This window comes from Streptomyces sp. NPDC059861, from assembly GCF_042731435.1.
Classification (GTDB): Bacteria; Actinomycetota; Actinomycetes; order Streptomycetales; family Streptomycetaceae; genus Streptomyces.
On record NZ_JBHWJQ010000022.1, the window covers coordinates 26,234 to 38,374 of the forward strand.

Consider the following 12,141-nt stretch of genomic DNA (forward strand, 5'->3'; position numbering starts at 1 on the left):
CAAGAGCGGTAGCGGAGGGATTTGAACCCTCGGTGACTTGCGCCACACTCGCTTTCGAGGCGAGCTCCTTCGGCCGCTCGGACACGCTACCGAGGGAGACCTTACAGCAAGGTGGGGCATGCTCCGAAATCCGTTTCCGGCGCCTCGCAGTGGCCCTCAGCGGTCCCGGAAGAACTCGATGAGCAGCCCGGCGCACTCCTCGGCGAGCACACCCTCGATCACCTCGGGGCGGTGGTTGAGGCGGCGGTCGCGGACGACGTCCCAGAGGGAGCCGGCGGCGCCGGCCTTGTCGTCGCGGGCGCCGTAGACGACCCGGTCCACGCGGGACTGGACGAGGGCGCCCGCGCACATCGTGCAGGGCTCCAGGGTGACCACCAGCGTGCAGCCGGTCAGTCGCCACTCGCCCAGCTCGGCCGCGGCCCGCCGGATCGCGAGGACCTCGGCGTGCGCGGTCGGGTCGCCGGTGGCCTCGCGTTCGTTGTGTCCGGCGGCGAGCACGGTCGTACCGTCGGCGGCGAGGACGACCGCGCCGACGGGGACGTCACCGCCCCGGACCGCGTGCCCGGCCTCGTCCAGGGCGAGCCGCATCGCGGCCCGCCAGGGGTCACGCACAGGATCCGGGGTCGTACGGGGAGCCGACGGGATCAGCGGACGGTCTCCAGCGTCTCCGAGGCGCCGAGGGCGTCGGCGATCTCGGTGACCGCGTCCGCCGACAGCGACAGCAACTCCTTCTTGGTGACACCCAGGTCGTCGAGGATGCCGACGTCGCCGACCGGGCCGTGCGGCACGGCGTCGGCGGAGCCGCCGTCCTCCTCGCCGTCCTCGCCGTCCCCGTCGGTCTCACCGTCCTCGGTGCCGTCCAGGTCGAGGGCGTCCAGGTCGTTGCCGTCGTCGGCGGGATCCCGGCCGAGCAGTTCGTCGGTGAGCAGGATCTCGCCGTAGCTGCTGCGGGCAGCGGCGGCGGCGTCCGAGACGTAGATACGAGGGTCGTCCTCACCATCGATGCGGACGACGCCGAACCAGGCGTCCTCCTGCTCGATCAGGACGAGCACCGTGTCGTCGTCGGGAGTGGATTCCCTGGCCAGGTCGGCCAGATCCGACAGGGTCTCCACGTCGTCGAGCTCTGTGTCGCTCGCTTCCCACCCGTCTTCGGTGCGCGCGAGCAGTGCGGCGAAGTACACCGTGACTCTCCCACTGGTCTTAGGCGTGCCGGTTGGGGGTCCCCCCGGCGGAGGCTGCGGGCGGGGAGAGCTCGGGCTCCGAGCCCCACCCACTCGGAATCGTGGCAGAAACAAGGCGTTCAGGGGACGTCTTCGGCCCGCTGTGTCCGGCTGTTTTGATCGCACGTCCGCGAACCACTCATCCGCACACTCGTTGCCGCCACCAGCGGATCGTACGCGGCTTTCGACCGTCGCCACGTACCCCCACCCCGTCAACGACCGCACGTGGCGCGGTTCTTCCCACCCAGGTGCGGGGCGTGCGGACTACCAGCGGAACGTTCGCATGCGCATCGCGCGGCGGAGGCGGGCCGCCTTGGCGCGGCGCGGCTGGACGCGGTCACGCAGTTCCCTGGCCTCGGCGAGTTCCCGCAGGAACTGCGCCCGTCGACGCCTGCGCGCCGTGTCGATCTCCTGCGCCTCCGCGTCCGACCGGGACGCGTGGTCGGGCAGCTCTGGCAGGTCAGGCATAGGCACACCACCCCTATCCGTCCCTCTCACCTTCCCCCGGATGGGCGGTTTGACGCCAGGGAGTGGCCGCGCCGAAGCGCGGTTACTGTTGTGCCCATGCGTCTCCACGTCGTCGACCACCCCCTGGTCGCCCACAAGCTCACCACGCTGCGCGACCGCCGCACCGACTCCCCGACCTTCCGTCGTCTGGCCGACGAGCTGGTCACCCTGCTCGCCTACGAGGCCACGCGCGACGTGCGCACCGAGCAGGTCGACCTCTCCACCCCCGTCGCCACCACCACCGGCGTCAAGCTCTCCCACCCGCGCCCGCTGGTCGTGCCGATCCTGCGCGCCGGCCTCGGCATGCTGGACGGCATGGTCCGGTTGCTGCCGACCGCCGAGGTGGGCTTCCTGGGCATGATCCGCAACGAGGAGACGCTGGAGGCCTCGACGTACGCCACGCGCATGCCCGAGGACCTCTCCGGGCGCCAGGTGTACGTGCTGGACCCGATGCTGGCCACCGGCGGCACGCTGGTCGCCGCGATCCAGGAGCTGATCAAGCGCGGCGCCGACGACGTGACGGCCGTGGTCCTGCTGGCCGCGCCCGAGGGCGTCGAGCTGATGGAGCGCGAGCTGGCCGGCACCCCGGTGACGGTCGTGACGGCCTCGGTCGACGAGCGCCTCAACGAGCACGGCTACATCGTCCCGGGCCTGGGCGACGCGGGGGACCGGATGTACGGCGCGGCCGAGTAGACGCACGCACGCACGGTCCTTCCGAGCGGACGGTCCTTCCGCGCGCCCGAGCACGCGGCAGCAGCCCGCGCTCGGGCGCTCGGCCTTGCGGCCACCTGAGTACGCGGCGGTAACGACCACCGGAGCGTGCGGTGGGCATCTGGCGGTACTCCGACGGGGCGGACGTCGCCCCCCGGCGCGCCGAGCAGACGGACCTCGCGGATCACCGCGCACGCCGACATGCCGACGCCAGAGCGCCCGCACTCAGCCCGCCCCCGAACAGACGGAAGCGGCGGCCCCCGAAGACGCCGTCACAGCAGGGCACCAGAGCGCCCGGTCTCAACCGCCCGCGCAGACGAACCCAGCCGGCCCCGGACACGCGGACAACGGCACACGCCGAACAGACGGGTCACTGCCGGCACCCGAGCCCGCTGACATGGCCGGCACCCGAGCACCCGGGGCCGACACGCCCGAACAGACGGACTCAGCGGCCAGGAACGCACCGCAGCCGACGCCAGGGCGCCCCGGCAGACGGACTCAGGGCACCTTCAGCCGGCGTGCTCGTTCCGTGGGCCGGGTGGCTGCGCTCAGCAGCTCTTCTTCGTGTCGGTGGACGCCGACTGCGGCGCGGTCAGGGCGGCCAGCGCCCGGTCGGCGGCCGGCTTCTTCGCCAGTTCCTTGAAGCCGTTGCCGATGATGAGATCCACCGCCGCGCCCTTGCGGGCCCGGTCCGCGCTGCGCTCGGCGCCGGGCAGCTGGGTGGCGAGCACCGGCAGCGCGGTGTTCAGCGCCGAGGTGGGCCCGATCAGCAGCCCTGTGCCCTTCACCTTCTTGTCCCACTGCTTCGGCGCGTTGCCCACCTCGCCGATTCTGAAGCCACGTTTCTTCAGCTCGTCGGCGGTCTTCTTGGCGAGACCGCTGCGGGTCGTGGCGTTGAGCACGTTGACGGTGACGGCGCCGGGCTTCGGCAGGGCCACTGCCGCGGCCGCGCTGGGCGAGGGGCTCGCCTTGGTGGCGCAGCCCGCCTTGGTGCCGGCGGCCGACGCGCTGTCGCCGCCGCCCGTGAAGACATCGACCAGTTGGAGGGTTCCCCAGCTCAGAACGCCGATCACGACGACGGACCCGGTGACGACGAGTACGAGCCTGCCGCGCCGACGGGGTGGACGCATCCGTGGGTACTTGTCCCCCGTGATCCGGTACTGGCCGCCCATGCCAGGGGGAGTCAGCATGCTCATGAGCGCAGCGTAGTGCGCCGGGGCGGCTCTGCCTACTAGATGATCATTGGACGCCGCTCAGGAGAACCCGAAAGGGCCAAGCCGTGACCGGCCGGTGCCGCCGTGGGAGCCCGCGCGGTCGGTCAGTCCAGTTCCAGGACACGCGCGTGGAGCACCTGGCGCTGCTGGAGCGCCGCACGCACCGCGCGGTGCAGGCCGTCCTCCAGGTAGAGATCGCCCTGCCACTTCACGACGTGCGCGAAGAGGTCACCGTAGAAGGTGGAGTCCTCGGCGAGGAGGGTCTCCAGGTCGAGCTGCTGCTTGGTCGTCACGAGCTGATCGAGGCGGACCGGGCGCGGCGCGACGTCCGCCCACTGCCGGGTGCTGTCCCGGCCATGGTCGGGGTACGGCCGGCCGTTTCCGATGCGCTTGAAGATCACACGGAAAGCCTACCGGTCAAGACGTTCCGGGCGCAGCCATGGAGAGGGAGTGCAACGCTGGAAAAGATGCGGCAATTCGGGTGAAACGGAACAGAGGTCTGACATGAGTGACAGCGAGACCGTGCCCGCGGCCATCCACCCCGAGGCCCCCGGCGGCGCTCCCGCCCTCCCGCAGGAGGCCCTGAGGATCGCCGCCGGGTACGCGTTCGGCGGGCCCGCGCTGGATCTGGGGGCCCTGCTCTGGGACGGCCGGTGCCTGCCCGACGCCCAGGTCCGCATCCCGTTGCCGATGCTCACCCGGCACGGCCTGGTCGCGGGCGCCACCGGAACCGGCAAGACGAAGACGCTGCAGCTGATCGCCGAGCAGCTCTCCGCGCAGGGCGTCCCGGTCTTCCTGGCCGACATCAAGGGCGACGTGTCGGGCGTCTCGGCGCCGGGCCTGCCGAACGACAAGATCCGCTCCCGCGCCGCCGAGGTGCACCAGCAGTGGACGGCGACCGGCTTCCCGGCCCAGTTCTACGCCCTCGGCGGCATCGGCCAGGGCGTCCCGCTGCGCGCCACCGTCACCAGCTTCGGCCCGGTCCTGCTCGCCAAGGTCCTCCAGCTCAACCAGACCCAGGAACAGTCCCTCGGCCTGATCTTCCACTACGCCGACACCAAGGGCCTGGAGCTGATCGACCTCAAGGACCTGCGCGCGGTCGTCGCCTTCCTCACCTCCGACGAGGGCAGGGCCGAGCTGAAGGCCATCGGGGGTCTGTCCACCGCCACCGCCGGGGTGATCCTGCGTGCCCTGACCACCTTCGAGGCGCAGGGGATGGGCCCCTTCTTCGGAGAGCCGGAGTTCGACACGGCGGAACTGCTGCGCACGGCGGAGGACGGGCGGGGCATGGTGTCGGTCCTGGAACTGCCGGCCGTACAGGACAGGCCGCAGCTCTTCTCGACATTCCTGATGTGGCTGCTCGCCGACCTGTTCCACGACCTCCCCGAGGTCGGCGACGTCGAGCGACCCAAGCTGGTCTTCTTCTTCGACGAGGCGCATCTGCTCTTCAACGGCGCGTCGAAGGCGTTCCTGGACTCGATCACGCGGACCGTGCGGCTCGTTCGCTCGAAAGGGGTCGGCGTCTTCTTCGTCACCCAGACCCCGAAGGACGTGCCCGGTGACGTCCTCGCGCAGCTCGGCAACCGCGTCCAGCACGCGCTGCGCGCCTTCACCCCGGACGACCAGAAGGCCCTCAAGGCGACGGTCAGGACGTTCCCCGACTCCGGCTACGACCTCGAAGAGCTCCTCACCGGCCTCGGTACCGGCGAGGCGGTGGTCACGGTCCTCAGCGAGAGGGGCGCCCCGACGCCGGTCGCCGCGACCCGGCTGCGCGCGCCGGAGTCACTGATGGGCCCGATCGACGCGACCGCGCTGAACGGGGCGGTGACGTCCTCGCCGCTGTTCGGCCGCTACGCACAGGCGGTGGATCGGGAGTCGGCGTACGAGAGGCTGGAGGCCGCGAAGGCCCGACGGCCCACGCCGGAGGCCGAGCCGGAGCCGCGGGCGGCGAAGGGTGCGCCGCGGCGGGAGGAGTCCGTCGTGGAGCAGGTCGTCGGCAGCGGCATGTTCAAGTCCCTGGCCCGTTCGATCGGCACCCAGATCGGGCGCGAGATCACCCGCTCGATCTTCGGGACGGCGCGGCGGAGGCGGTAGGGCCCGCCTCCGCCCACGGCTCAGCGGTCCCGCTTCTTCGGCGGCCGCTGCGGCTGCTTGGTGTCCTTGAGTTCCGTCTTCGGTTCGTTGCGGATGGCCTCAGCGCGAACGAGTGCGCGCAGAACGGCGTAGGGATCCGAGGGCATGGCTGTGACTCCTTGCGTCGTACCGACTGACCTGGGGGAACCACAGGGCGGTCAGCAGCGCAGGACCACCGAGCGCAGGGTCCGCAGCGGGTACGGCGGCCCGGTCGGCGCGTGCGCCGGGTGGGCCTGCGTGATCTGCTCCTGCGGGGTGGCCGACCGCATCGGCCGCTGCGCCACCACGGGCCGGTGCCCGGCTCGCCCCGGCGGCCGCAGGGCCGTGTCGAGCACGTCGACCTCGACCGCCTCCCCCGCGACGACGGCGACGGGTCCCGCCGCCGTCTGTGCGTGCGCCACCGGCAGCAGCAGCACGAGCAACAGCACGAGCAGCCGGGGCCAGGCGCGTCGGCGCACGGCGCGGCGGGACTGCTGGGGCGTGCTCACAGCAGGTCATCTCCCCGGCCGTTGTACGACGTCCATCGCATGGCGGGCGGAATCCGCCCGCTCGGCGTAGGGATGAGCCGGGCGGCGGCACCGGTGAGGCTGGGCGATGCACCGGGCACTCGCCCCGAGGCGGTACCGGGGAAGCCCGACACGGCGGCGCCTCGCCCCGAGACCGCGGTCAGGCACGGCGACCTGCCGGGGAGGCGTGGCAAGGCTCCGGTGGTCTGAGGCACGGTGCCACCGACGCGCGGCGACCTGCCCGTGGCGGGAGGTGTCCCACCGGGGGAGCGCGGTGGGCCGGCGATCGAGCGCGGCGGCGTACCGGGCAGGTGCGCCGAGGCCGCGGTCAGGCAGCGTCGGGTGGTGGGGCGGGGGCGCGGGGCCGGGCGGTGGGGGGATATGCCGGGGAGGGGCGGCGGTGCGCAGGCGGTCGTGGGCACGGGCGTCACACCTCGCGCGGGACCTGGCGGGCGCGGCCCCGGATGCGCAGCGCCGTCGCGATCTCGACCGCGCCCACCACGACGAGCCAGCACCCGCCGACCACCGTCAGGACGGCGACCGACTCGAACGGCGAGACGATCAGGACGACGCCGGCGAGGACGCTGACGATGCCGAGGACGATCTGCCAGCCGCGCGCGGGCATCGCGGGGTCGGAGGCGGCGGCCAGTGTCTGGGTGATCCCGCGGAACAGCCAGCCGATCCCGATCCACAGCGCGAGCAGCAGGATCGACTGCATGGCGCCGCGGAAGCAGAACAGCCCCAGCAGGATGCACAGCGCGCCGCTGATGAACGCCAGCACGCGCAGCGCCGTCGTCTTGTGCGTGCCGAAGGCGGAGACGAGCTGGAGGACGCCGCTGACGAGGAGGTAGAGACCGAAGAGGACACCGGCGGCGACCAGCGAGGCGCCGGGCCAGATCAGGACGAGGACGCCCAGGATCAGCGACGCGATGCCGGTGACGAGGACCGCCTGCCAGGCCGCCTTGGACAGCATGTGCAGCGGGCCCTCGAAGGGCGGTTCGGGACCCTCGTGGGGCGGTCTCGGCGCGCGCGGGTCACGCGTGGCGTGCACGTGCCGGTCGTCGAACTCCGCTCCCCGCGGGGATCCGCTCGGTGGCTCGGTCATGCTCCATGCTGGGAACGCGACCGAGCCCGGCGCACGCCGGAACGGGCCAGAAGAATGACGCGCGGGCCTACTTCTTCGCGGCCTTGGCCGCCTTCGCCGCCGCCTTGATCTCCTGCTTGTGCGCCCGCACCTTAGCGAGCGACTCGGGCCCGGTGATGTCGGCGACGGACCGGAAGGCCTGCGGCGGACCGTAGTCGCCCGCGGCCTCCCGCCACCCCTGCGGGGTCACGCCGAACTGCTTGCCGAGCAGCGCGAGGAAGATCTGTGCCTTCTGCTTGCCGAACCCTGGCAGTTCCTGAAGCCGCTTCAGCAGTTCCCGCCCGTCGCCGACGCCCTCCCAGACGGCGCTCGGGTCACCGTCGTAGTGCTCGACGAGGTACTGGCACAGCTGCTGGATCCGCTGGGCCATCGACCCGGGGTAACGGTGCACGGCCGGCTTCTCGGAGAGCAGCGCGGCGAACGCCTCCGGGTCGTACGCGGCGATCTCCTGCGCGTCCAGGTCGTCCGAGCCCATCCGGCCGGCGATGGTCGCGGGCCCCTTGAACGCCCACTCCATCGGGATCTGCTGATCCAGCAGCATCCCGATCAGCGCGGCGAGCGGGGAGCGCCCGAGCAGTTCGTCGGCCTCGGGGTCCTGTGCGAGGTGAAGTGTGACGTCCATGGACCGATGATCCCGCGCCGGCCGTCGGGCCGCCTCCTCGTGCCCGGTCTCCGTTCAGCGTGCCGTTGGTCCTCAAATACGACGTGAAGCTACACTCGCCGCCGGCAAACAGGCGTTCCATACGGGCACAGCAGGCGCAGGGGAGGCCGCGGTGGCGGTGAATTCGAAGAAGATCGCCGTCTATGTACTCGTGGTCTTCGCGCTCTACGTGATCATCACCGATCCCGCCAAGGCCGCGGACTACGTCCAGATAGGGTTCGAGGGCATATCGGACGCCGCCCAGGCCATCGGCGACTTCATGACCTGGATCGCCAACGGAGGAGAGTGATGATCCGCCACCTGGTCCTCTTCAAGCTCGACGAGGGCGTCGAGCGCGACGACCGCCGCGTGGTCGAGGGCGTGGAGGCCTTCCGCGCGCTGGACGGCAGGATCGACGAGATCCGCTCCTGGGAGCTCGGCTGGAACTTCAGCGACCGGCCCATCGCCCACGACTTCGCCATCAACTCCTCGTTCGACGACAGGGCCGCCCTGGGCCTGTACCTGGAGCACCCGGCCCACCGGGCGGGCGTCGCGTTGTGGCGGGAGTTCGCCACCTGGGTGATCGCGGACTACGAGTTCTAGACCCACGGCCACGAGCCCCCCGCGGTAACAGCGGGGGGCTCACATGCGTCTTATGCCCCAACTTGCCCTCAACACGGCATTATGCGGTGCTTGCACACAGTGCACATGTCTTGTGATGCTATGACCGCTTTTGACGGATGAGTTGATGGATCACGAGGTGGAGTTGACCGTGCCGGCCAGTACTGCGCCTCAAGCCCCGCCCCAGGAGACACCCGCGCCAGAAGCAGCCGCCCCGGAGACGCCCGCCCCAGAAGCAGCCGCCCCGGAGACGCCCGCCCTCGAACCCGCGCCCCAGCGCAGCAGCCGGGGCGCCGACACCCGGGCACTCACCCAGGTGCTCTTCGGCCAGCTCAAGACGCTGGAGCCGGGCACACAGGAACACACCCGGGTGCGTGGGGCGCTCATCGAGGCCAACCTCCCGCTGGTGCGCTACGCGGCCGCCCGCTTCCGCTCCCGCAACGAGCCCATGGAGGACGTCGTCCAGGTCGGCACCATCGGCCTGATCAACGCCATCGACCGCTTCGACCCCGACCGGGGTGTGCAGTTCCCGACCTTCGCGATGCCCACCGTCGTCGGCGAGATCAAGCGGTACTTCCGGGACAACGTCCGCACCGTCCACGTACCGCGCCGGCTGCACGAGCTGTGGGTGCAGGTGAACAGCGCCACCGAGGACCTGACCACCGCGTTCGGGCGCTCCCCGACCACCGCCGAGATCGCCGAGCGGCTGCGCATCACCGAGGAGGAGGTGCTGTCCTGCATCGAGGCCGGGCGCTCGTACCACGCCACCTCGCTGGAGGCGGCCCAGGAGGGCGACGGACTGCCCGGACTGCTCGACCGGCTCGGCTACGAGGACCCGGCCCTGGACGGCGTGGAGCACCGCGACCTCGTACGGCATCTGCTCGTCCAGCTCCCCGAGCGCGAGCAGCGGATCCTGCTGCTGCGTTACTACAGCAATCTGACGCAGTCCCAGATCAGTGCCGAACTCGGCGTCTCCCAGATGCACGTCTCCCGGCTGCTCGCGCGCAGCTTCCAGCGTCTGCGCTCGGCGAACCGCATCGACGCGTAACTCCTGAACCCCGTCCGACGCAAGAGCGAACAGGGTCACCGCGCAGCCGCGAATCGAACCGGCGCACAACCGAAAGCGGGCTCGACGCGTCACCGTGGAGAGCGAATCGCTCACCAGGCACTTTGGCGGCGTTTCCGTCCCGAATACCCGTCAGACCCCCTTCTGCCAGCGGGTATTCGCATCTCGCATGTCGACATGTCACTACAGCGCGTTGCCGACATGTGACATTCTGCGGGAAGCGCGTTTGCCGGTGCCCCGGCGCCGGTATTCAGGTGAAGGCTGCGCTCCGCAACGAGGAGCGTTCGCCGCGACCGTCCCGCGACCCAAAGGGGGTGGCATGTCCGCAGACCAGGGCAGCTCGAAGGTGCTGACGCTCACCAAGAGCGAGACAGCGCCCGAGGCGCTCGACGCGCACGACGCGCTCGACCCCATCGATGACGTCTCGGCCCTGGCGGCCGCACCGGCCCCGGCCCTCGCGGCCGCGGATGTTCCGGCCCCGCAGGCCTCCGCGGACCTCGACACCCGCACCCTGTCCCGCTCCCTGTTCCTGCGGCTCGCCGCACTCGGGGAGGACAGCCCGGAGCGCGCCTACGTCCGGGACACCCTGATCGAGCTCAACCTCCCGCTCGTGCGCTACGCCGCGGCGCGTTTCCGCTCCCGCAACGAGCCGATGGAGGACATCGTCCAGGTCGGCACGATCGGCCTGATCAAGGCCATCGACCGGTTCGACTGCGAACGCGGCGTGGAGTTCCCGACGTTCGCGATGCCGACCGTCGTCGGCGAGATCAAGCGGTTCTTCCGCGACACCTCCTGGTCGGTGCGGGTGCCGCGCCGGCTCCAGGAACTGCGCCTGGCCCTGACGAAGGCCAGCGACGAGCTGTCCCAGAAGCTGGACCGCTCCCCGACGGTCACCGAACTCGCCACGGTGCTCGGCGTGTCCGAGGAGGACGTGGTCGACGGCCTCGCGGTCGGCAACGCCTACACCGCCTCGTCGCTGGACTCCCCGGCCCCCGAGGACGACGGCGGCGAGGGCTCGCTGGCCGACCGCCTCGGCTACGAGGACACCGCGCTGGAGGGCGTGGAGTACCGCGAGTCGCTGAAGCCGCTGCTGGCCAAGCTCCCGCCCCGTGAGCGGCGGATCATCATGCTGCGCTTCTTCGCCAACATGACCCAGTCGCAGATCGGCGAGGAGGTCGGCATCTCCCAGATGCACGTCTCCCGCCTGCTCACCCGCACGCTGGCACAGCTGCGCGAGGGCCTCATCTCCGACTGAGTTCTTCTTTTCTGACGCAGCGTCAGTCACACTGGCGCGATGCGTGGGGCATGGAGCGCGTTCAGCACACAGTCGCCTCGCCGCCGTGGTGCCCTGCTGGGTGCCGCGGCGGCCCTCGTGTGCACCGGCTGCCTACTGGCCGCGTGCGGCAGCGGGGGCGGCGACGACGGCTACGTCGCGGTCGGCGCCGCGGGCGGCCCACCCCGGGCGGCCGGGACCGGGGGCGCACCGCCGGGCAAGGTCACGCTGGTTCCGCTCGACGGGACCCGCGTGCCCGGCGGGACGGCGGAGGGGCGCAACTCACCGGACAACTCGCCGGGAAGTTCGCGGGATTCGGCCCCCGCGGCCGACGCGACCCCGGGGCAGCGGCCGCCGGGCGAGGTCCCACCGCCCCTGAAAGACGCCCCCACCCCGGCGGACGAAGGCAGCACGGCGCCCCCCTTCGGCGACGGCACGGATCCCGGCAGTACGACGACGGACCCACCGCCTCCGGCCCCCACGCGCCCGGAGAGTCCCACGCCGGGCCCCGGCCGGCCGGCTCCTGCCGGACCCGCCGAGATGAGCATGGGCACGCCCGTGCGCGCGCCCGCGGACAAGCGGTGGTGCGAGCAGGTGACCGTCACCTTCCACAACACCGGCGACAGCGCCGTGCGTTCGGGCACGGTCACCTTCGGCACGCACATCATCGGCGCGCTCGGCATCGACTGGGGGACGATCGAGTCGACCGAAGCACTCCCAGCGCCGATCGCGGCCGGCGCGCGGAAGGAACAGACCTGGACCGTGTGCGTGGACGCCTGGCGGGTGCCGCTCGGCATGCACGTCGAGACGCGGGACGTCTCGGTCCGATGGGAGTGACGGGGCGGTTACTTCAGCGCGAGCCAGGCGACCGCGGCGACGATGGCGACGGCCGCCACGATGCCGACGATCAGACCGATGCGCGGGCCGGCCGGCGCGGCCGCCTGCTGCCTGCCCTGCGGGGCCTCGTCGACGAAGGCACGGAACATCTGGGTGTTGCCTGCGGGGTCGGGGTTGCCCTGGGGACCCGGGTTGTTAGCCATGCCCCGAGACCCTAGCGAAAACGCCTGACGGGCCCAAGTGGGGGTCGGACAGGGCCCGACCTGCAC

The 12,141-nt window shown here is 71.5% G+C and carries 17 protein-coding genes and 1 tRNA gene; 7 read left to right on the plus strand and 11 right to left on the minus strand.

Features of this window, described 5'->3' with window-relative positions; translation table 11 throughout:
* Positions 1-6: 6 nt before the first annotated feature.
* From ACFV6X_RS20305 to ACFV6X_RS20320, 4 genes are all read right to left on the minus strand, one after another.
* Positions 7-91 (minus strand) — tRNA-Ser (locus ACFV6X_RS20305).
* A gap of 65 nt (positions 92-156) precedes the next feature.
* Positions 157-588: a tRNA adenosine(34) deaminase TadA gene (gene tadA / locus ACFV6X_RS20310; protein WP_385385539.1), complete on the minus strand. Its 432-nt coding sequence runs from the start codon at positions 586-588 to the stop codon at positions 157-159.
* A gap of 56 nt (positions 589-644) precedes the next feature.
* Positions 645-1,181, minus strand: coding sequence for a hypothetical protein (locus tag ACFV6X_RS20315; protein WP_385385396.1), 537 nt, complete (start codon positions 1,179-1,181; stop codon positions 645-647).
* A 303-nt stretch (positions 1,182-1,484) separates the two neighbouring features.
* On the minus strand, positions 1,485-1,688 hold the full coding sequence (locus ACFV6X_RS20320) for a hypothetical protein (protein WP_365450031.1): 204 nt from the start codon (positions 1,686-1,688) through the stop codon (positions 1,485-1,487).
* Positions 1,689-1,784: 96 nt separating this feature from the next.
* Between ACFV6X_RS20320 and upp the strand changes: the two genes are divergently transcribed.
* Positions 1,785-2,420, plus strand: coding sequence for a uracil phosphoribosyltransferase (gene upp / locus ACFV6X_RS20325; protein WP_365450029.1), 636 nt, complete (start codon positions 1,785-1,787; stop codon positions 2,418-2,420).
* Positions 2,421-2,986: 566 nt separating this feature from the next.
* Here upp and ACFV6X_RS20330 read toward each other — a convergent pair.
* Together ACFV6X_RS20330 and ACFV6X_RS20335 are read right to left on the minus strand one after the other, a co-directional pair.
* Positions 2,987-3,610 (minus strand): LytR C-terminal domain-containing protein, encoded by a 624-nt coding sequence (locus tag ACFV6X_RS20330; RefSeq protein WP_385385541.1) that lies wholly within the window; start codon positions 3,608-3,610, stop codon positions 2,987-2,989.
* A gap of 146 nt (positions 3,611-3,756) precedes the next feature.
* Complete coding sequence (locus ACFV6X_RS20335) at positions 3,757-4,053, minus strand: type II toxin-antitoxin system VapB family antitoxin (protein ID WP_003991361.1); 297 nt, start codon at positions 4,051-4,053, stop codon at positions 3,757-3,759.
* A gap of 103 nt (positions 4,054-4,156) precedes the next feature.
* Between ACFV6X_RS20335 and ACFV6X_RS20340 the strand changes: the two genes are divergently transcribed.
* The gene (locus ACFV6X_RS20340) at positions 4,157-5,746 is read left to right on the plus strand and encodes a helicase HerA-like domain-containing protein (RefSeq protein WP_385385399.1); all 1,590 of its coding nucleotides are present in this window, start codon (positions 4,157-4,159) and stop codon (positions 5,744-5,746) included.
* A gap of 20 nt (positions 5,747-5,766) precedes the next feature.
* Here the strand turns inward: ACFV6X_RS20340 and ACFV6X_RS20345 are convergent, their stop codons facing one another.
* From ACFV6X_RS20345 to ACFV6X_RS20360, 4 genes are all read right to left on the minus strand, one after another.
* On the minus strand, positions 5,767-5,892 hold the full coding sequence (locus ACFV6X_RS20345; RefSeq protein ID WP_385385401.1) for a hypothetical protein: 126 nt from the start codon (positions 5,890-5,892) through the stop codon (positions 5,767-5,769).
* A gap of 51 nt (positions 5,893-5,943) precedes the next feature.
* The gene (locus ACFV6X_RS20350) at positions 5,944-6,273 is read right to left on the minus strand and encodes a hypothetical protein (RefSeq protein WP_385385403.1); all 330 of its coding nucleotides are present in this window, start codon (positions 6,271-6,273) and stop codon (positions 5,944-5,946) included.
* A 445-nt stretch (positions 6,274-6,718) separates the two neighbouring features.
* On the minus strand, positions 6,719-7,396 hold the full coding sequence (locus tag ACFV6X_RS20355; protein WP_365450021.1) for an HdeD family acid-resistance protein: 678 nt from the start codon (positions 7,394-7,396) through the stop codon (positions 6,719-6,721).
* Positions 7,397-7,463: 67 nt separating this feature from the next.
* The gene (locus tag ACFV6X_RS20360) at positions 7,464-8,057 is read right to left on the minus strand and encodes an HhH-GPD-type base excision DNA repair protein (protein WP_385385405.1); all 594 of its coding nucleotides are present in this window, start codon (positions 8,055-8,057) and stop codon (positions 7,464-7,466) included.
* Positions 8,058-8,208: 151 nt separating this feature from the next.
* On the opposite strand from ACFV6X_RS20360, the gene ACFV6X_RS20365 reads away from it, so the two are divergent.
* The 5 genes from ACFV6X_RS20365 to ACFV6X_RS20385 all read left to right on the plus strand — a co-directional run bounded on the left by ACFV6X_RS20365 (position 8,209) and on the right by ACFV6X_RS20385 (position 11,872).
* Positions 8,209-8,385: a hypothetical protein gene (locus tag ACFV6X_RS20365; protein ID WP_385385407.1), complete on the plus strand. Its 177-nt coding sequence runs from the start codon at positions 8,209-8,211 to the stop codon at positions 8,383-8,385.
* Complete coding sequence (locus ACFV6X_RS20370; protein ID WP_385385409.1) at positions 8,385-8,678, plus strand: Dabb family protein; 294 nt, start codon at positions 8,385-8,387, stop codon at positions 8,676-8,678. The genes ACFV6X_RS20365 and ACFV6X_RS20370 overlap by 1 nt, the downstream gene beginning before the upstream one ends.
* A gap of 145 nt (positions 8,679-8,823) precedes the next feature.
* On the plus strand, positions 8,824-9,744 hold the full coding sequence (locus ACFV6X_RS20375) for a SigB/SigF/SigG family RNA polymerase sigma factor (protein WP_385385411.1): 921 nt from the start codon (positions 8,824-8,826) through the stop codon (positions 9,742-9,744).
* A 337-nt stretch (positions 9,745-10,081) separates the two neighbouring features.
* On the plus strand, positions 10,082-11,017 hold the full coding sequence (locus ACFV6X_RS20380) for an RNA polymerase sigma factor SigF (RefSeq protein ID WP_365450011.1): 936 nt from the start codon (positions 10,082-10,084) through the stop codon (positions 11,015-11,017).
* Positions 11,018-11,056: 39 nt separating this feature from the next.
* Entirely contained in the window at positions 11,057-11,872 is an 816-nt protein-coding gene (locus ACFV6X_RS20385; RefSeq protein WP_385385414.1) for a hypothetical protein, read from the plus strand.
* Positions 11,873-11,880: 8 nt separating this feature from the next.
* On the opposite strand, the gene ACFV6X_RS20390 is transcribed toward ACFV6X_RS20385, so the two are convergent.
* Positions 11,881-12,075 carry a hypothetical protein gene (locus ACFV6X_RS20390; RefSeq protein WP_365450007.1) on the minus strand — a complete coding sequence of 65 codons (195 nt, stop codon included), beginning with the start codon at positions 12,073-12,075 and terminating at the stop codon, positions 11,881-11,883.
* Positions 12,076-12,141: the final 66 nt, after the last annotated feature.

Excerpts from the sequence above, each read along its gene's own strand:
- tadA (WP_385385539.1), bottom strand. The coding sequence starts at position 588 with ATGCGGCTCGCCCTGGACGAGGCCGGGCACGCGGTCCGGGGCGGTGAC.
- ACFV6X_RS20320 (WP_365450031.1), bottom strand. The coding sequence starts at position 1,688 with ATGCCTGACCTGCCAGAGCTGCCCGACCACGCGTCCCGGTCGGACGCG.
- upp (WP_365450029.1), top strand. The coding sequence starts at position 1,785 with ATGCGTCTCCACGTCGTCGACCACCCCCTGGTCGCCCACAAGCTCACC.
- ACFV6X_RS20330 (WP_385385541.1), bottom strand. The coding sequence starts at position 3,610 with ATGGGCGGCCAGTACCGGATCACGGGGGACAAGTACCCACGGATGCGT.
- ACFV6X_RS20340 (WP_385385399.1), top strand. The coding sequence starts at position 4,157 with ATGAGTGACAGCGAGACCGTGCCCGCGGCCATCCACCCCGAGGCCCCC.
- ACFV6X_RS20345 (WP_385385401.1), bottom strand. The coding sequence starts at position 5,892 with ATGCCCTCGGATCCCTACGCCGTTCTGCGCGCACTCGTTCGCGCTGAG.
- ACFV6X_RS20355 (WP_365450021.1), bottom strand. The coding sequence starts at position 7,396 with ATGACCGAGCCACCGAGCGGATCCCCGCGGGGAGCGGAGTTCGACGAC.
- ACFV6X_RS20360 (WP_385385405.1), bottom strand. The coding sequence starts at position 8,057 with ATGGACGTCACACTTCACCTCGCACAGGACCCCGAGGCCGACGAACTG.
- ACFV6X_RS20370 (WP_385385409.1), top strand. The coding sequence starts at position 8,385 with ATGATCCGCCACCTGGTCCTCTTCAAGCTCGACGAGGGCGTCGAGCGC.
- ACFV6X_RS20375 (WP_385385411.1), top strand. The coding sequence starts at position 8,824 with ATGGATCACGAGGTGGAGTTGACCGTGCCGGCCAGTACTGCGCCTCAA.
- ACFV6X_RS20380 (WP_365450011.1), top strand. The coding sequence starts at position 10,082 with ATGTCCGCAGACCAGGGCAGCTCGAAGGTGCTGACGCTCACCAAGAGC.
- ACFV6X_RS20385 (WP_385385414.1), top strand. The coding sequence starts at position 11,057 with ATGCGTGGGGCATGGAGCGCGTTCAGCACACAGTCGCCTCGCCGCCGT.
- ACFV6X_RS20390 (WP_365450007.1), bottom strand. The coding sequence starts at position 12,075 with ATGGCTAACAACCCGGGTCCCCAGGGCAACCCCGACCCCGCAGGCAAC.